This is a genomic window from Rhodobacter sp. P2_H5 (assembly GCF_056403335.1).
Genome location: NZ_JBFUFS010000004.1, coordinates 65,729 through 81,949, shown reverse-complemented (window position 1 = coordinate 81,949; position 16,221 = coordinate 65,729). Strand labels below are relative to the sequence as shown.

The following is a 16,221-nucleotide window of genomic DNA, read 5'->3' as shown; positions in this document are numbered from 1 at the left end:
CTTACATCCCGTAATGCGCCCGCATCAGGCGCTCTTCGACCGTCATCAGCATGTCTTCGGCAAGGGTCAGGCCAAAGCGGCTGAGGAGCCCGCGCTTCTGGCCCAGGGGTTGCAGGCGGACCTTCTCGCCATAAAGCTCTTTCATCTTGGGCACCAGATGCGCCACGCCGTCCGCCAGCCCCAGATCGACCGCCTTCTGGCCGACCCAGACATCGGCGTTGAACAGGTCCTGATCGGCGAGCCTGCTGCCACGCCGCGCCTTCACATGGGCGATGAAGGCCTGATGAATCGGGTTTTGCAGGGCCTTCAACCGCTCCACATCCTCGGGCTTCTGCGGCAGGAACGGATCGGCGAGGCTTTTCGAGGTGCCGGCGGTGACCACGCGACGCTCGATCCCCTGACGCGCCATCAGTTCGGGGAATCCGAACGAGGCGAAGATCACGCCGATCGAACCGAGGATGGAACTGTCATCGACCCAGATCTGATCGCCGGCGCAGGCCAGCCAATAGCCGCCCGAGGCGGCCATATCCTCGACGAAGGCATGGACCGGCACATTTTTTTCGGCGGAAAGCCTGCGTATGCGGGCGGCGATCAGGCTCGACTGCACCGGCGAGCCGCCGGGGGAGTTGATCAGCAGCGCCACCGCGGTCGGTTTCGACCGGAAGGCCTTTTCGATCAGGGGGCCGATGCCCGCATCGTTCAACCCCCGGCTGGAGGAAGAGATGGTGCCCGACAGCCGGATCACCGGCACGCGAGGGGGTTTCTTCAGGAAGGGGATCAGGTTGCGCATGTCCAAGGAGGTAAGGTGCTTCACCCTTGCGGGCAAGGGCGGATTGGGGCGAGGATGCTCACATGATCGACAAGCTGGAAATGTTCATCGCTTTGGCCGCCGAACGCCACTTCGGCCGCGCGGCCGAGGTCTGCGGCGTGACGCAACCCTCACTCTCCTCCGCCATCCGCCAGCTGGAGGATCAATTGGGCGTGCAGCTGGTCTATCGAGGTAGCCGGTTTCAGGGCCTGACGCCGGAGGGGCAGAGCGTTCTGGATTGGGCACGGCGGATCACCGGCGATGTGCGGGCGATGAAGGACGAGATGCGCTCGGTCCATGCGGGTCTGTCGGGCGTCTTGCGGCTGGGGGTGATCCCGACTGCCCTGCCGATGGTGGCCGATCTGACGGCGCCCTTCACCAAAAGGCACCCCAATGTGCGGGTGACGGTGCTGTCGCGCACCTCGGCTGAGATCCTGTCGGGGATCGAAAGCCTGGAGCTGGATGCCGGGATCACCTATCTCGACAACGAACCCCTGGGCCGGGTGGCGCAGGTGCCCTTGTACCTGGAATACTACCGCTTCCTCTGCCTCGCCGGATCTGCCTTTGCCGAGCATGAGAGCGTCACCTGGGCCGAGGCGGCGGGCGCCCCCCTTTGCCTTCTGACCGCCGACATGCAGAACCGCCGCATCGTCAACCAGCTTCTCGCCGAGGCCGGGGTCCGGGTGCAGCCTTCGGTTGAAAGCAATTCGACGATTGCGCTGATCGCCCATGTGCGGAGCGGCCAATGGGCCTCGGTCGTGCCGATGCGGCTGGCGCAGATGTTTCAGGACGCGAAGCTGCGGTCGATCCCCCTGGTGCAGCCCGAAGCGGAACATGTCGTGGGCCTGATCACCCCGCGCCGCGATCTGCAGACCCCGGTATTGGCCGCGCTGATTGATGAGGCGGCGAAATTCGGGGCGCGGCATCGTTAGCCGGACCCGGGGGGGCGCTCGGCGGACCCGGCTGGGGGGGCTGCCGCCGCCCCCAGACCCCCCCCGCGAGTATTTGAGCAGAGGGCAAGGGGTTTGATAGTTTTTACCTATTGATCGACGGCACTCTGATATTGATTTTGCGATCAACTGGCGTAGACCGGGCGCGGACCATGGGAGGCGCCTCTGATGCTTGATACCGCCAGCACGATTGCACGGGTTGAGGAGATCCTCGCCCGCCATCACGGGATGGAGGGGGCCTTGCTGCCGATCCTGCATGCCATTCAGGAAGAGTTCGGCCATGTGCCGCAGGAAGTTCTTCCGACCGTGGCGAAGGCGATGAACATCAGCCGGGCCGAAGTGCATGGCGTGATGAGCTTTTACCATGATTTCCGTGAGGCGCCGGCGGGGCGGCATGTGGTGAAGCTCTGCCGGGCCGAGGCTTGTCAGGCGGTGGGGGCGGATGATCTGGCCGACCATGCCAAGGGGAAGCTCGGGCTCGACTGGCATGAGACGGCGAAGAATGGGTCGGTGACGCTGGAGCCGGTGTTCTGCCTGGGCCTTTGCGCCTGCGGGCCGGCGGCCCTGGTCGATGGCAAGCTGGTGGGGCGGCTCGATGCGGCCAAGCTGGACCGCGTGCTGGAGGAGCTGAAATGAAGATTTACCTGCCGCTCGATTCGGCTGCCGTGGCTTTGGGCGCGGATGAGATCGCCCATGCGATTCTGAAACATGCCCATGCCAAGGGCGTGACCGTCACTCTGGTGCGCAATGGCAGCCGGGGCATGGTCTGGCTGGAACCCCTGGTCGAGATCGAAACGCCGGAGGGGCGCCTGGCCTTTGGCCCGATGGAGCTGGCCGATGTGCCCTCCCTGTTCGGCGACCTCGCTGAGCATCCCAAGGCCCTGGGCCTGACCGAGCATCTGCCCTGGATGAAGGCGCAGACGCGTTTGACCTTTGCCCGGGTTGGCGTGATCGACCCGCATAACCTTGAGGAATACAAGGCCCTGGGCGGCTTGACCGGGCTGGCGCGGGCCTTGACCATGGACAAGGCGGCGATGGTGGCCGAGGTCACCAACTCCGGTCTTCGGGGCAGGGGCGGTGCGGGGTTCCCGACGGGGATCAAGTGGAAGACCGTCTCGGAAGCCAAGGCCGACCGCAAATACATCGTCTGCAACGCGGACGAGGGCGACAGCGCCACCTTCGCCGACCGGATGCTGATGGAGGGCGACCCCTTCACGCTGATCGAGGGCATGGCGATTGCCGGCCTCGCCTGCGGGGCGACGCAGGGTTATGTATACATCCGTTCCGAATACCCGGTGGCGATCCGCGTCATGCAGGATGCCGTGCAGATCGCGCGGGAAGCAGGGGTCTTGGGCGATGTCCTCGGCTCCGGCCAGATCTTTGACATGGAGGTCCGGGTTGGGGCTGGCGCCTATGTCTGTGGCGAGGAAACCAGCCTCTTGAACTCGCTGGAGGGCAAGCGCGGCGTGGTGCGGGCGAAGCCGCCGCTGCCGGCCTTGCAGGGCTTCATGGGCAAGCCGACCGTGGTCAATAACGTGATCTCGCTCGCCTCGGTCCCGGTGATCTTCGAGAAGGGGGCCGAGCATTACAAGGCCTTTGGTCTGGGGCGCTCTCGTGGTACAATTCCGTTGCAGATTGCGGGGAATGTGAAGCATGGCGGGCTGTACGAGATCGCCTTTGGCGTGACCCTGGGCCAGATCGTCGACGGGATCGGCGGTGGTACGGCTTCGGGTCGGCCGGTCAAGGCGGTGCAGGTGGGCGGGCCCTTGGGCGCCTATTTCCCGCGGGCCTTGTTCGACACGCCCTTTGGCTATGAGGAATTCGCTGGCGCCGATGGTCTGATCGGCCATGCCGGGCTGACGGTGTTTGACGACAGTGCCGACATGCTGAAACAGGCCCGTTTCGCGATGGAGTTCTGCGCCATCGAATCCTGCGGCAAATGCACGCCCTGCCGGATTGGGGCGGTGCGCGGGGTGGAAACTGTGGACCGCATTGCCAAGGGCGACGCGGCGGCCATCCCGCTGCTGGAGGATCTGTGCGCGACGATGAAGGCCGGGTCGCTGTGCGCCTTGGGCGGCTTCACGCCCTATCCGGTGCTTTCCGCGCTCAACCACTTTCCGAACGATTTCAACCGTATGAAGGAAGCCGCCGAATGAAAGACTTCATCATCCCGGACCGCGATTTCGGCACGCCCGCGGCGAAATCCAAGGTCATGGTCACGCTGACCATCGATGGTTTTGACGTGACGGTGCCGGAAGGCACATCCATCATGCGGGCCGCTTCGGAAGCCGGCATTCAGGTGCCGAAGCTTTGCGCCACCGACTCGGTCGATGCCTTCGGCTCCTGCCGGCTGTGTCTGGTCGAGATCGAGGGCCGCAATGGCACCCCGGCCTCCTGCACCACGCCGGTGGCTGCAGGGATCAAGGTCCATACCCAGAACGCCAAGCTTGCCAAGCTGCGCAAGGGGGTGATGGAGCTTTACATCTCGGACCACCCGCTGGATTGCCTGACCTGCTCGGCCAATGGCGATTGCGAGTTGCAGGATATGGCCGGTGTCGTCGGCCTGCGCGATGTGCGCTATGAGGCGGTGGACACCCACTTCCGCGCCAAGGACACCTCCGGCAGGGCCAACCCGCAGTATATTCCGCGTGACGATTCCAACCCCTATTTCAGCTATGATCCGCAGAAATGCATCGTCTGCTCGCGCTGCGTGCGGGCTTGCGAGGAGGTGCAGGGCACCTTCGCGCTGACGATTTCGGGCCGGGGCTTTGACAGCCGGGTTTCGGCTGGCTTGAAGTCGGATGATTTCCTGTCTTCGGATTGCGTGTCTTGCGGCGCCTGCGTGGCGGCTTGCCCCACGGCGACCTTGCAGGAAAAGTCGGTCATTGAACTGGGGACGCCGACCAAATCGGTGATCACCACCTGCGCTTATTGCGGGGTGGGTTGCTCCTTCAAGGCCGAGATGCGCGGTGACGAGTTGGTGCGCATGACGCCTTACAAGAACGGCAAGGCCAACCGGGGGCACAGCTGCGTCAAGGGGCGCTTTGCTTATGGCTATGCGTCCCACAAGGACCGCATTCTGAACCCGATGATCCGGGATTCGATCAACGATCCGTGGAAAGAGGTCTCTTGGCCGGAAGCGATGGAATTTGCCGCGCGCCGGATGCAGGGCATCATCGACACCCATGGCCGGCACTCGGTGGGGGTGATCACCTCCTCGCGCTGCACCAATGAAGAAGCCTATCTGGTGCAGAAGCTGACCCGCGCGGTCTTCATGAACAACAACACCGATACCTGCGCCCGGGTGTGCCATTCGCCCACGGGCTATGGTCTGGGTCAGACGCTCGGCACCTCGGCCGGGACGCAAGACTTTGACTCGGTGGAAGAAACCGATGTGGCGATTGTCATCGGCGCCAACCCGGCCTCGGGGCACCCGGTCTTCGCCTCGCGTCTGAAAAAGCGGCTGCGCCAGGGCGCCAAGCTGATCGTCATCGACCCGCGCCGGACCGAGATGGTCGAAAGCCCGCATATCAAGGCGGCGCATCACCTGGCGCTGACGCCGGGCACCAACGTGGCCATAGTCACGGCTCTGGCGCATGTGATCGTCACCGAGGGCCTCTTCGACGAAGACTTCATCCGCAACCGCTGCGATTGGGACGAATTCCAGGACTATGCCGAATTCATCAGCCAACCGCAGAACTCGCCCGAAGCGGTGCAGATGCTGACCGGCGTTCCGGCCGAGGAAGTGCGTGCGGCGGCCCGGCTTTATGCCAAGGGCGGCAACGGCTCGATCTATTACGGGCTGGGCGTGACGGAACACAGCCAAGGTTCCACCACCGTGATCGGCATTGCCAACCTTGCCATGATGACCGGCAATGTCGGGCGTCCCGGCGTGGGGGTGAACCCGCTGCGCGGCCAGAACAACGTGCAGGGCTCCTGCGACATGGGCTCTTTCCCGCACGAACTGCCCGGCTATCGCCATGTGAAGGGCGAGGGCGTCCGCGACATCTTCCAGAAAGTCTGGGGCGTGCAGATCGACAGCGAGCCGGGCCTGCGCATCCCCAACATGCTGGATGCTGCGGTCGAGGGCACCTTCAAGGGCCTCTACTGCCAGGGCGAGGATATCCTGCAATCCGACCCCGACACCAAGCATGTCGCGGCGGGTCTGGCGGCGATGGACTGCGTGATCGTGCACGACCTCTTCCTGAACGAGACGGCGAATTACGCGCATGTCTTCCTGCCCGGCTCGACCTTCCTTGAAAAGGACGGCACCTTCACCAATGCCGAGCGGCGGATCAACCGCGTCCGCAAGGTGATGTCCCCGCGCAATGGCTATGGCGACTGGGAAGTGACGCAGATGTTCGCGAATGCGATGGGGGCGCAGTGGACCTATACGCATCCCAGCCAGATCATGGACGAGATCGCCCTGACCACGCCCTCTTTCGCGGGCGTCTCTTATGAAAAGCTGGAGACGATGGGCTCGGTCCAGTGGCCCTGCAACGAGAAGGCGCCGGAGGGCACGCCCTTGATGCACGTCGACGGTTTCGTGCGCGGCAAGGGCAAGTTCATCAACACCGAGTATATCGCGACTGACGAACGCACCGGCCCGCGCTTCCCGCTTCTGCTGACCACCGGGCGGATCCTGAGCCAGTACAACGTCGGCGCGCAGACGAGGCGCACGGCGAATGTGGTCTGGCATGCCGAGGATGTGCTGGAAATCCACCCCTCCGACGCCGAAGTGCGTGGCATCAAGGATGGCGATTGGGTGAAGCTCGCAAGCCGTTCGGGCGAGACGACCCTCCATGCCCAGATCACCGACCGCGTGCTGCCGGGCGTGGTTTACACCACCTTCCACCACCCCGACACGCAGGCCAACGTCATCACCACCGACTATTCCGACTGGGCGACCAATTGCCCGGAATACAAGGTGACGGCGGTGCAGGTCGGCTCCTCCAATGGCCCGACGGAGTGGCAGCAGGAGTATAACGCCCAGGCCACCCTGTCGCGCCGCATCCTGCCGGCAGCCGAGTGAAGGCGGGGGCGTGATGCAAACCCACCGTGCCTTGCCGCGTCTGGCCTTCGGGCCGGGCGCGCCCCTGGCAGGCAGCCGCTTGCTGCCGGAAGAGGTGGCGGTGGCCCTGTCCTTCAACGGCTCGACCCAGGCCGTGATGATGGCGACGCCCGCCGACCTGGAGGATTTCGCCTATGGCTTTGCCTTGACCGAGGGTCTGGCCCGGCCGGAGGAGATCGACTCCGTCGAGGCGGTCGAAACCCCCAAGGGCATCGACCTGCAGATCTGGGTCAAGCCCGAGGCCGAGGCGCGGTTGGCCAAACGCCGCCGCACGATGGCGGGGCCGGTGGGCTGTGGCCTCTGCGGCATCGACTCGCTGGAGGAGGCGGTGCGCGCGCTGCCCCCGGTGACGGCGAGGTTCCAGATGACCGCAGCTGAAGTGCAGGCGGCAATCGCGGCCCTGCCGGGGGCGCAGCCCTTGCATGATGCGACCCATGCGGTCCATGCGGCGGGCTTCTGGAACGGCAGGCTTCTCGCCGCGCGTGAGGATGTCGGGCGGCACAACGCGCTGGACAAGCTTGCAGGCGCCATGGTGCGTGCCGGCACGCAGCCTGGCGGCGCCATCGTGCTGACCTCACGGGTGTCGATCGACATGGTGCAGAAGGTGGCCGCCCTTGGCGTGCCGGTTCTGATCGCGGTCTCTGCCCCCACCGCCCATGCGGTCGCCATGGCCGAGGCGGCGGGGATCACCCTGATCGCCTTGGCCCGCCCGGACCGTTTTGAAGTTTTCACCCATGAAAGCCGCTTGATAGCTGGCCCCGCCGCAGGAGAGACCCATGTCGCATGATGCTCATGCCAAACTGATCTACATGGCCAACCAGATCGCCAAGTTCATGGAGTCCAAGCCCCATGACGAGGGTCTGGCAGGACTTGCCAGCCATATCAACGACTTCTGGGAGCCGCGGATGCGCAAGCACCTGTTCGAGGTGCTGGATGCCGGCGGCCAGGGCCTGCGCCCCCTGGTGATCGAGGCGGCCGAGAAGATCCGGCGCCCCGTCGCCGCCTGAAGCGAGGTCGATGACCCCGACAGGCCCGATCTTCGGCCTGCCGCGCTTTGCGGTTCCTGGCCGGGGGGCGCTGTCCTGTGCCAGGCCGACGCACCTATTTTTCGGCGATCCGGTAGGCCAGAAGTCCCAGATATTCCTTCAAGGCCAGATCCAGTTCGGCCAGGTTGCGGTCCAGTTTCCAGCCGGGCAGGCCAAGCCCGGTGCCGGCAAACCCGCCGCCGCCTTGCCCGCCGGACCGGAAATCCACCGGCCAGGCGACCAGCCCGGTCCAGCCATTGCGGGCAAAGCTTTCCATCGCGCGCGGCATGTGGAAGGCCGAGGTGACCAGAAGATGCACCTGGCCCGGCTGCGGCTTGATCATCTCCCGCGTCATCCGGGCGTTTTCCGAGGTGCTGCGCGAGGCCTGTTCCAGCACGATCCGCATCGGGTCGATCCCGAGGGCAACCCAGGCGTCATAGACCATCTGCGACGGGTCCTTGGGCGCGGCATCCCCGGTCAGCGAGGCTGCGGCTCCGGTGAAGACCAGCCGCGCCTGGGGAAAACGCTTGGCCAGAAGCGCACCTGCGATCAGCCGCTCACCCGCCTCGTTGACCTCGATCCCGCCCCAGCGGCGGTAGGGGCCGACATCCTCCAGCCCGCCGAGGACGATGATGTCATCGACCTTTTCCACCGCAGGCTCCGCCGGATAGCGGCTTTCGAGCGTGGCGATCAGAAGGTCGCCCAGGGGATAAGTGGTCAAAAGCAAGGTGGCGCCAAAGGCCAGCCCGAGCCAGACCCCGGCCTGCCGGGCGCGCCCCCGCCACAGCGCCAGCAACGCCAGCGCCATCGCAAGCAACAGCCAGCTTTCCGCCCGCGCCGCCAGACCCAGCGTCTTGCTCGATATATAGAACAGATCGTGCATCAGCGCCTTCTGCCAAACCAGAGAAACAAGGCCACCAGCCAGATTGCGATCTCCAGCAGGAAGGTCCAGTGAAAAACGAAGGACAGGATCCAGTTCGACCGGGTGGGCGGGATGGTGACCAGCGACAGGAGCCGCGTGTCGAAGGGCCAGAGCCAGAGGATCCCGCCGGCCAGCGTGTCCAGTACCAGATGCAGGAAGATGGCACTGAAAAACACCAGCGCGGTCAGGCGGTACCTCGTGCGCCAGACCGTTGGCAGGGTCACGAGGGCGAGGCCCAGCCAGACCAGCGGGATATGCGGCCAATAACGGTGATGATGGGTGCTGGCATGGTCGACGAAGTGGAACCACAGAATGTCGAAGTCGGGCAGCACCGCGCCGACCAGCGCCGCCGTCAGCAGGAGGGGCACCCGACGCGGATCCAGCCGCGAGGCACGCGCCAGAACATAGCCCGAGGGGAGATGCGCTGTCAGCACAGGGCCATGATCCGCCGCCGTTTCATCTCAGGCCCGCGTCAGGGCAACGCGCGGCGGGCGCCTCATGCGCCGGCCCACACAAACGGGCTTTCCCAGCCGGCAAGGAAGGGCGCCACCTGGTCCTTGGCTGACAGGACGGGATCGGTGATGCCCCAGTCGATGCCGATGTCCGGGTCGTTCCAGCGGATGCCGCCATCGCAATCGGGTGCATAGACGTCCGAGCATTTGTACTGCACCTCGGTGTCGGGCAGGCGGGTGACAAAGCCGTGCAGGAAGCCCTTGGGCACCAGAAGCTGCTTGCCGTTCTCGGGCGAAAGCTCCACCCCGACCCATTGGCCGTAAGCCGGCGAGCCCTTGCGGACATCGACCGCCACGTCGAAGATCGCCCCGCGCGTGCAGCGCACCAGCTTGTCCTGCGCATGGGGCGGGCGCTGGAAATGCAGGCCGCGCAGGGTGCCCACGGCGGCGGACATGGAGTGGTTGTCCTGCACCCAGTCCATCGTCAGCCCGGCCGCCGCAAAACGGCCGGCGTTGAAGGTTTCGGAGAACCAGCCGCGTGCGTCGCCAAAGCGGGCAGGGGTTAGGACAAGGACATCGGGCAGGGCGGTGTTTTCGATTTGCATGGCCTCTTTTGCGCGAAAGCCGCCCTTTTTGCCAAGGACTTTATCGCCGCCCGGCCCAGCCCCCTTGGCGTTTGTGCCCCCCTGCCGCATATAGGGGGAAAGTTTCAGCCGAATGAGGATGCCATGTTCGGAATAGCCAATCCCTCCGCCGCCCCGAAAGCCGCTGCCGCCGCCGATCTGATCATCGAGGGCAGCGAAGCCTCCTTCATGAAAGACGTGATCGAGCAGAGCAAGACCGTGCCGGTCATCGTGGACTTCTGGGCGCCGTGGTGCGGCCCGTGCAAGACCCTCGGCCCGGCGCTGGAGGCGGCGGTGATCGCGGCCAAGGGCGCGGTCAAGATGGTCAAGATCGACGTGGACAAGGCGCAGGGCCTTGCCGGGCAGCTGCGCATCCAGTCGATCCCGACGGTCTATGCCTTCTGGCAGGGCCAGCCGGTCGATGGCTTTCAGGGCGCGGTCCCGGGCAGCGAGATCAAGAAATTCATCGACAATCTGGCCGCCATGGGCCCCGGTGCCGATGGCGGGCTGGCCGAGGCGCTTGAGGCGGCTGAACAGATGCTGACCGAGGGCGCCGTGGCAGATGCCGCCGAAACCTTCGCCGCCATCCTGGCCGAGGAGCCGGAGAATGCCGGCGCCTATGGCGGGCTGATCCGGGCGCAATTGGCGCTGGGCGACCTCGACAAGGCCGAGGCGCTGGCCGAAGCGGCCCCCGCCAAGATCGCCGCCTCGCCCGAGGTGACGGCGGCCAAGGCGCAGATCGCGCTGGCACGGCAAGCCGCCAAGGCCGGCCCCGAGGCGGAACTGCGCGCCGCTTTGGCCCGCGAGCCGGGCAACCCGCAGATCATGTTCGATCTGGCCACGGCGCTGCATGCCGAGGGCAAGGTCGAAGAGGCGGTGGACATGCTCCTCGACCTCTTCAAGCTCGACCGCGAGTGGAACGAGGGCGCGGCCAAGGCGCAGCTTCTGACCATCTTCGGCGCGCTGAAGCCGCAGGACCCGATCGTGCTGAAAGGCCGGCGCCGCCTGTCCTCGATGATCTTCGTCTGAGATACGTCGTGGAAGGGCCGTCGTGGGGATTTGTCATCAGGCAAATGCGCGCTAGGTTGCCGGCATGATGAAACTTGCAACCCTGCCCGAGACGCTTGCCGTCTTTCCGCTGCCCGGGGCGATCCTTCTGCCCCGGTCGCGCCTTCCCCTGCACATCTTCGAGCCGCGCTATCTGGCGATGGTCGAGGATTGCCTGAAGACCGACCGCCGGATGATCGGCATGATCCAGCCGCGCGGCGGCCCGGATGGGGCGCAGGCGCTGGCCTCGGTCGGCTGCGCCGGGCGCATCACCTCGTTCTCGGAAACCGAGGATGGCCGGATGCTGATCACTCTGATGGGCGTTTCGCGCTTTCGCGTGGTCGAAGAGATCTCGGGCTTTGTGCCCTACCGGCGCTGCAGGGTCGATTGGACGCCCTTCCTGAATGACCCGGGCGGCACCGATGCCGACACCGATTTCCCGCGCGAGGCCTTTCTTGAAAAGCTGCAACGCTACCTCAAGGCGCGCAATCTGGGCGTCGACTGGGCCACGCTGAAAGAGGCCGATGACGAGCTTCTGATCAATGCGCTGGCCATGCTGTGCCCCTTTGCCCCCGAGGAGAAGCAGGCCCTGCTGGAGGCCCCGACCCTGACGGACCGCCGTCAGGTGCTGGAAACCCTGATCGCCTTCGCGATGCAGGCGGGCAGCGCGTCCGACGAGGTGGTGCAATGACCGAGACCGGCGAAGACGCGATTCCGGCGCTGTCCAGCACCAACGCCTTTGACCGCCGCATGCTGGAGGCGCTGGTCTGCCCCCGCACGCAGGATTTGTTGCGCTATGACGCCGAAAAGCAGGAACTGATCTCGGAGTCGGCGCGTTTGGCATTCCCGATCCGGGATGGCATCCCGATCATGCTGATCAGTGTTGCACGAACGCTGGACTGACGATGTTTTCTGCGCCAAACCGCCCGAAATCGCGCCGGGGCTTGACTCACACGACGTTAGGCGCTTGGTGAAAAAGACCCAATTCCCGACCGGATATACACCCGTGACCAGACTTATGACCAAACTTGCTGCCATGGCCCTGCTGTCCCTGCTGGCCGCCTGTGGAACCCCCCATGTCGCGGAGGAGACGCCGAAGATGGCCGTCCTGCCCGGCTATGAAGCCCTCGAGGATGGCGGCTTCCAGATTCCCGCCGTGGATGCCCGTCTGATGATCGACGGCTATCAGAAGACCGAAGTCGCCTACAGCGGCGAGGAAAAGCCCGGCAGCATCGTGGTCGATCCCTTTGCCCGCAAGCTGTACTTTGTCGAAGAGGGCGGCATGGCCACCCGTTACGGCATCGCCGTCGGGCGTGAGGGCCTGTCCTTCCGCGGCACCGGCGTGATCGGCCGGATGGAGAAATGGCCGTCCTGGACCCCCACCAACAACATGGTGCGGACCCGTCCCGACCTTTACAAGGAATATGCCGGCGGCATGTCCGGCGGCCCGGACAATCCCCTGGGCGCGCGGGCCATGTATCTTTACCGCGGTGGTCGCGACACCTATTTCCGCATCCATGGCACGGTCGACAACAACTCGATCGGGCATGCCACCTCGGCCGGCTGTATCCGCCTGTTCAATCAGGATGCGATCGAACTGTTCGAGCGCGTGAAGATCGGCGCCAAGGTCAAAGTCCGCACGCTGGAAGAAAGCGTCGCCGCCGAAGGCCCCTATATGGACGACGCCTATGGCCGCGCCGTGCCCGATACCCCCGAGAATCAGGCCAAGAAGATCAAGGACGCCGAAGCCCTTGCCGCTGCCGAGGCCGCGAACCCCGCGCTGGCCGCCTATGACGCCGCAGCCCGCGCCGCCGACGAGGCTGCCCGCCAGCAAGCAGCCGCCGCCGGCGGGTACTGAACCTTCGCCGGGTCTTAGACTTAAGCTGTTGTAAGATTTGGCAGGTTCCGCCCCTCGGGTCGGGACCTGCCTTTTTTTGGTGGCCCTGTTAGCGACCCGGTCAGGCCAGGATCACATAATCCTTCAGCGTCGCCTCGACGACGCGCCAGGTGCCGGAATAGCCCGGGCGGATGACGAAACTGTCGCCGGCCTGCAGCACGGTCTCGTTGCCCTCGGCATCGGTCAGGACCGAAACCCCCTCCAGAATATGGACATATTCCCACTCGTCATAGCTGACGCGCCAGGTGCCCGGCGTGGCATGCCAGAGGCCGGCAAAAAGCGTGCCGCGCTCTTCCAGGTTCCAGGTCGTGTGGACGGGATCGCCCTCGATCACCTTTTCGGGGTCGGGACGGCTGATTTCGGGGGTGATCCCTTCGCGGGACAGTCGGATGAGGTTTGTCATGGATGCTCCTTGCCGGGTCAATGCGCCTTTGACCACGGCCAAGGTCAAGCGATTTCTGTGCTGCGATGCGGCGCAGCTTTCTTGCGCCTGCGTTGAAAACATGCCCATATTGCCAGCGACACAAGCTTGCGGAGCCTGAAAGATGAGCGCGACACCGTCCAGCGGACCCAGCGAGTTGCGGTCCGTGCTGCCGCCCGAGATCCGCGCCCGCAAGGGCCAGGCCCCCCTTGTGGTGCTGACCGCCTATACGACGCCGATGGCGCGTCTGGTCGATGCGCATTGCGATGTGGCGCTGGTGGGTGATTCGCTCGGCATGGTGCTGCACGGCATGCCTTCGACCCTTGGCGTGACGATGGAGATGATGATCCTGCATGGCCGCGCCGTGGTCCGGGGTCTCAAGCGGGCGATGGCGGTCATCGACATGCCCTTCGGCAGCTACGAGGAAAGCCCGCAGCAGGCCTTTCGCAACGCGTCCCGGTTGATCGTGGAAACCGGCGCTCCGGCGGTCAAGCTGGAGGGTGGCAGCCATATGGCCGAGACGATTGCCTTTCTGACCGCGCGCGGTGTGCCGGTGATGGCCCATATCGGCCTGACCCCGCAGGCGGTCAACACGTTGGGCGGCTACAAGGTGGTGGGCCGCGCGGACGAGGCGGAGCGCGTCATGCAGGATGCAATCGCGGTCGAGGCGGCGGGCTCCTTCTCGGTCGTGCTGGAGAAGGTGCCGGTCGGCCTTGCCGCCCGCATCACCCAAAGGCTGGCGATCCCCACCATCGGCATCGGCGCGGGCGTGCAATGCGATGGCCAGGTTCTGGTGGTCGATGACATGCTGGGCATGTTCACCGATTTCCGTCCGAAATTCGTCAAGCGCTATGCCAATCTGGGCGAGACCGCGGGCGAGGCGATTGCCGCCTATGCCGAAGATGTCCGCAACCGCCGCTTTCCGGGGCCGGAACATGGCTTTGCCGATGTCCTGCCGGGCAAACCGTCTTGACCACGATCCTGCGCGATGTCGCGGCGCTGCGGCAGCTGGTGCGCGGCTGGAAGCTTGCCGGCCAAAGCGTCGGTGTCGTCCCCACCATGGGCGCGCTGCATGATGGCCATCTGAGCCTGGTGCGCGCCGCCAAGGCGGGCTCGGACCGGGTGATCGTGACGATCTTCGTGAACCCGAGGCAGTTCAACAACAGCGAGGATCTGGCGAAATACCCGCGGACCGAGGCGGCGGATACCGCCCTTCTGGCGCCCTTGGGCGTCGATGTGATCTTCGCCCCGCCGCCCGAAGCGGTCTATCCGCCGGGCTTTGCCACCACGGTGACGGTGGCGGGCGTGGCCGAACCGCTGGAGGGCGCGTTGCGTCCCGGCCATTTCGCCGGGGTGGCCACGGTGGTCGCCAAGCTCTTCGGCATGACGCAAGCCGACCGCGCCTATTTCGGCGAGAAGGATTGGCAGCAATTGCAGGTGATCCGGCGGATGGTCGCCGACCTGAATCTGGCGGTCGAGGTTACCGGCTGTGCGACGCTGCGCGATCCGAACGGCCTGGCACTCTCCTCGCGCAACCAGCGCCTCTCGCCCGAGGCCCTGCGCATCGCGCCGGCCCTGCATGCGGCGATGCAGGCCGCGGCAGAGGAGTTGCGCGCCGGTGGCGCCGCCGCTGATGCCGCTTTGGCCCGGGGCGAAGCCGCCGTTCTGGCGGCAGGTTTCTCCCGCGTCGAATACCTGACCCTGCGCGACGCCGAAAGCCTGGAGCCCGCCGCGGATCTGGCCCGCCCCTTGCGCCTTCTGGCGGCGGCCTGGCTCGACGGGGTGCGCCTGATCGACAATATCGCGGTCTGACGCGGCGTTCGGGGCCGCGCCGCATCGGGCGCCGTGCAAATCCCTTGAACCAAGGCCCGGGCGGGACTAGCTGAGAGGGGCAGGGGAGGGCGGATGATGTTGCAACTGATCATCGGCGGGCTTGTCGGGTTGACGGTGATCTACTGGATCATCTCGGCCTATTCCCGATCCGTCCGCCGCGAGAAGCTGGAGAATGAATTCGACGCCGGCGGCATCGCGGGCCTGCGCGAGGATTTCGTGGCGCGCGGCATGGCGCAATACGAACACGGGCTGCGCAAACGGCTGATCCTGCTGGTCTATGTGGTGCCGGTGGTGTTGATCGTCGTGATCGCCTATGTGGTGAACCACACATGAGGAGGTTCTGATGCGTAAGGCGAAATGGGCGATCTGGGGTATACTGGCGCTGATCGTGGCGGGGTTGCTCGATTACACGCTGCCCCACCATGACGTGGTGCGCATCACCGAGGCCTACAACCGGGTGACCACGGTCAGCTGGGCCAACAAATACTTCTACGCCTCACCCGATACCGGCACCGCCGAGGGCAAGGACAGCCGCGACATCCGTTTCATCAACGCGGCCTTTGCCGACGGCCGGGTCATGGTCTATCGCAACGAAGATACCGGCTGGATCTGGCCGCCCTATTTCAAATACGACAGCTCCAACCTGCAAGCGGTGGCGACCAATCTCAAATCCTCGGATGCGGCGCCGAAATGGGTGATGGTGACGCATTACGGCTTTCGCTGGCCGATGCTGTCGATCTACCCCAATGCGGTGCGCATCACCGAGGTCGCAGGACCCGACGTGAGCTTCTTCCCCTGGCTCAACGTGGTCATCCTGACGCTCTTGGCCTTCCTGGTCTTCATGGCGCGGCGGATGTGGCTGCAGTTCTGGGAGCGGATGGTCGACCCGGCTGTGGCCGAAGTGCAAGAGGCCGGCGACCGCACCCGCGGCTGGTTCGCGCGGCTCTTCGGTCGCAGATCCTGACCCGGAGGGCGCGCGGCGGCCCCGGCTGGGGGCTGCCTGCCCCCAGACCCCCGGGGATATTTGCATCTGGATGAAAGGGAAAAAGGGGCCCCTTTGCCCTCTGCCCAAATACTCCGGGGCACGGGGCAGCGCCCCGCCGGGGTACCAAGCGACCGGGTGACGGCGGCGTAAGACTGCGGCCGGGGTAGAGGGCGACGCCGGGACGCCG

Annotated in this window: 19 protein-coding genes; 14 read left to right on the top strand and 5 right to left on the bottom strand. The window is 65.3% G+C overall.

Annotated elements, in window-relative coordinates:
- Position 1: 1 nt before the first annotated feature.
- A complete protein-coding gene (locus tag AC1DVR_RS06375) occupies positions 2-790 on the bottom strand; it encodes a S49 family peptidase (protein ID WP_477999995.1) in 789 nt (262 codons plus the stop codon).
- A 62-nt stretch (positions 791-852) separates the two neighbouring features.
- Here AC1DVR_RS06375 and AC1DVR_RS06370 point away from each other — a divergent pair, with 62 nt between their 5' ends.
- The 6 genes from AC1DVR_RS06370 (at position 853) to AC1DVR_RS06345 (ending at position 7,836) form a co-directional block, all read left to right on the top strand.
- Entirely contained in the window at positions 853-1,740 is an 888-nt protein-coding gene (locus tag AC1DVR_RS06370; protein WP_477999701.1) for a LysR family transcriptional regulator, read from the top strand.
- Between the two features lie 183 nt (positions 1,741-1,923).
- Positions 1,924-2,394 (top strand): formate dehydrogenase subunit gamma, encoded by a 471-nt coding sequence (locus tag AC1DVR_RS06365; protein ID WP_477999994.1) that lies wholly within the window; start codon positions 1,924-1,926, stop codon positions 2,392-2,394.
- Positions 2,391-3,914 (top strand): formate dehydrogenase beta subunit, encoded by a 1,524-nt coding sequence (locus AC1DVR_RS06360; RefSeq protein ID WP_477999700.1) that lies wholly within the window; start codon positions 2,391-2,393, stop codon positions 3,912-3,914. The genes AC1DVR_RS06365 and AC1DVR_RS06360 overlap by 4 nt, the downstream gene beginning before the upstream one ends.
- Positions 3,911-6,790, top strand: a complete 2,880-nt coding sequence (gene fdhF / locus AC1DVR_RS06355; protein ID WP_477999699.1) for a formate dehydrogenase subunit alpha — start codon at positions 3,911-3,913, stop codon at positions 6,788-6,790. Before AC1DVR_RS06360 ends, fdhF begins: the two co-directional genes overlap by 4 nt.
- Positions 6,791-6,800: 10 nt before the next feature.
- Positions 6,801-7,616, top strand: coding sequence for a formate dehydrogenase accessory sulfurtransferase FdhD (fdhD, locus tag AC1DVR_RS06350; protein WP_477999698.1), 816 nt, complete (start codon positions 6,801-6,803; stop codon positions 7,614-7,616).
- Positions 7,606-7,836, top strand: a complete 231-nt coding sequence (locus AC1DVR_RS06345) for a formate dehydrogenase subunit delta (RefSeq protein ID WP_477999697.1) — start codon at positions 7,606-7,608, stop codon at positions 7,834-7,836. The genes fdhD and AC1DVR_RS06345 overlap by 11 nt, the downstream gene beginning before the upstream one ends.
- 94 nt (positions 7,837-7,930) lie before the next feature.
- Here AC1DVR_RS06345 and AC1DVR_RS06340 read toward each other — a convergent pair whose 3' ends face one another.
- The 3 genes from AC1DVR_RS06340 to rfbC form a co-directional block, all read right to left on the bottom strand.
- On the bottom strand, positions 7,931-8,737 hold the full coding sequence (locus tag AC1DVR_RS06340; RefSeq protein WP_477999696.1) for a YdcF family protein: 807 nt from the start codon (positions 8,735-8,737) through the stop codon (positions 7,931-7,933).
- Entirely contained in the window at positions 8,737-9,210 is a 474-nt protein-coding gene (locus tag AC1DVR_RS06335; protein WP_477999695.1) for a metal-dependent hydrolase, read from the bottom strand. Before AC1DVR_RS06335 ends, AC1DVR_RS06340 begins: the two co-directional genes overlap by 1 nt.
- 62 nt (positions 9,211-9,272) lie before the next feature.
- Positions 9,273-9,833 carry a dTDP-4-dehydrorhamnose 3,5-epimerase gene (rfbC, locus tag AC1DVR_RS06330; protein WP_477999694.1) on the bottom strand — a complete coding sequence of 187 codons (561 nt, stop codon included), beginning with the start codon at positions 9,831-9,833 and terminating at the stop codon, positions 9,273-9,275.
- Positions 9,834-9,956: 123 nt separating this feature from the next.
- Here rfbC and AC1DVR_RS06325 point away from each other — a divergent pair, with 123 nt between their 5' ends.
- From AC1DVR_RS06325 to AC1DVR_RS06310, 4 genes are all read left to right on the top strand, one after another.
- Positions 9,957-10,880, top strand: a complete 924-nt coding sequence (locus AC1DVR_RS06325) for a tetratricopeptide repeat protein (protein ID WP_477999693.1) — start codon at positions 9,957-9,959, stop codon at positions 10,878-10,880.
- Between the two features lie 64 nt (positions 10,881-10,944).
- The gene (locus AC1DVR_RS06320) at positions 10,945-11,589 is read left to right on the top strand and encodes an LON peptidase substrate-binding domain-containing protein (RefSeq protein ID WP_477999692.1); all 645 of its coding nucleotides are present in this window, start codon (positions 10,945-10,947) and stop codon (positions 11,587-11,589) included.
- Positions 11,586-11,801 carry a Trm112 family protein gene (locus AC1DVR_RS06315; RefSeq protein ID WP_477999691.1) on the top strand — a complete coding sequence of 72 codons (216 nt, stop codon included), beginning with the start codon at positions 11,586-11,588 and terminating at the stop codon, positions 11,799-11,801. The genes AC1DVR_RS06320 and AC1DVR_RS06315 overlap by 4 nt, the downstream gene beginning before the upstream one ends.
- A gap of 103 nt (positions 11,802-11,904) precedes the next feature.
- Positions 11,905-12,756, top strand: coding sequence for a L,D-transpeptidase (locus AC1DVR_RS06310; RefSeq protein WP_477999690.1), 852 nt, complete (start codon positions 11,905-11,907; stop codon positions 12,754-12,756).
- 100 nt (positions 12,757-12,856) lie between these two features.
- Here AC1DVR_RS06310 and AC1DVR_RS06305 read toward each other — a convergent pair whose 3' ends face one another.
- Positions 12,857-13,198 carry a cupin domain-containing protein gene (locus tag AC1DVR_RS06305; protein ID WP_477999689.1) on the bottom strand — a complete coding sequence of 114 codons (342 nt, stop codon included), beginning with the start codon at positions 13,196-13,198 and terminating at the stop codon, positions 12,857-12,859.
- Between the two features lie 142 nt (positions 13,199-13,340).
- Here AC1DVR_RS06305 and panB point away from each other — a divergent pair, with 142 nt between their 5' ends.
- The 4 genes from panB to AC1DVR_RS06285 all read left to right on the top strand — a co-directional run bounded on the left by panB (position 13,341) and on the right by AC1DVR_RS06285 (position 16,013).
- Positions 13,341-14,189 carry a 3-methyl-2-oxobutanoate hydroxymethyltransferase gene (gene panB / locus AC1DVR_RS06300; protein ID WP_477999688.1) on the top strand — a complete coding sequence of 283 codons (849 nt, stop codon included), beginning with the start codon at positions 13,341-13,343 and terminating at the stop codon, positions 14,187-14,189.
- Positions 14,186-15,028 carry a pantoate--beta-alanine ligase gene (gene panC, locus AC1DVR_RS06295; protein WP_477999687.1) on the top strand — a complete coding sequence of 281 codons (843 nt, stop codon included), beginning with the start codon at positions 14,186-14,188 and terminating at the stop codon, positions 15,026-15,028. The genes panB and panC overlap by 4 nt, the downstream gene beginning before the upstream one ends.
- A gap of 93 nt (positions 15,029-15,121) precedes the next feature.
- On the top strand, positions 15,122-15,382 hold the full coding sequence (locus AC1DVR_RS06290) for a hypothetical protein (RefSeq protein WP_477999686.1): 261 nt from the start codon (positions 15,122-15,124) through the stop codon (positions 15,380-15,382).
- Between the two features lie 10 nt (positions 15,383-15,392).
- Positions 15,393-16,013: a DUF1523 family protein gene (locus AC1DVR_RS06285; RefSeq protein WP_477999685.1), complete on the top strand. Its 621-nt coding sequence runs from the start codon at positions 15,393-15,395 to the stop codon at positions 16,011-16,013.
- Positions 16,014-16,221 lie beyond the last annotated feature (208 nt).

What these genes read in the sequence shown, in the direction of transcription:
- AC1DVR_RS06375 (WP_477999995.1), bottom strand. Translation starts at nt 790, where the DNA reads ATGCGCAACCTGATCCCCTTCCTGAAGAAACCCCCTCGCGTGCCGGTG.
- AC1DVR_RS06370 (WP_477999701.1), top strand. Translation starts at nt 853, where the DNA reads ATGATCGACAAGCTGGAAATGTTCATCGCTTTGGCCGCCGAACGCCAC.
- AC1DVR_RS06360 (WP_477999700.1), top strand. Translation starts at nt 2,391, where the DNA reads ATGAAGATTTACCTGCCGCTCGATTCGGCTGCCGTGGCTTTGGGCGCG.
- fdhF (WP_477999699.1), top strand. Translation starts at nt 3,911, where the DNA reads ATGAAAGACTTCATCATCCCGGACCGCGATTTCGGCACGCCCGCGGCG.
- AC1DVR_RS06345 (WP_477999697.1), top strand. Translation starts at nt 7,606, where the DNA reads ATGTCGCATGATGCTCATGCCAAACTGATCTACATGGCCAACCAGATC.
- AC1DVR_RS06340 (WP_477999696.1), bottom strand. Translation starts at nt 8,737, where the DNA reads ATGCACGATCTGTTCTATATATCGAGCAAGACGCTGGGTCTGGCGGCG.
- rfbC (WP_477999694.1), bottom strand. Translation starts at nt 9,833, where the DNA reads ATGCAAATCGAAAACACCGCCCTGCCCGATGTCCTTGTCCTAACCCCT.
- AC1DVR_RS06325 (WP_477999693.1), top strand. Translation starts at nt 9,957, where the DNA reads ATGTTCGGAATAGCCAATCCCTCCGCCGCCCCGAAAGCCGCTGCCGCC.
- AC1DVR_RS06320 (WP_477999692.1), top strand. Translation starts at nt 10,945, where the DNA reads ATGATGAAACTTGCAACCCTGCCCGAGACGCTTGCCGTCTTTCCGCTG.
- AC1DVR_RS06315 (WP_477999691.1), top strand. Translation starts at nt 11,586, where the DNA reads ATGACCGAGACCGGCGAAGACGCGATTCCGGCGCTGTCCAGCACCAAC.
- AC1DVR_RS06305 (WP_477999689.1), bottom strand. Translation starts at nt 13,198, where the DNA reads ATGACAAACCTCATCCGACTGTCCCGCGAAGGGATCACCCCCGAAATC.
- panB (WP_477999688.1), top strand. Translation starts at nt 13,341, where the DNA reads ATGAGCGCGACACCGTCCAGCGGACCCAGCGAGTTGCGGTCCGTGCTG.
- AC1DVR_RS06290 (WP_477999686.1), top strand. Translation starts at nt 15,122, where the DNA reads ATGATGTTGCAACTGATCATCGGCGGGCTTGTCGGGTTGACGGTGATC.
- AC1DVR_RS06285 (WP_477999685.1), top strand. Translation starts at nt 15,393, where the DNA reads ATGCGTAAGGCGAAATGGGCGATCTGGGGTATACTGGCGCTGATCGTG.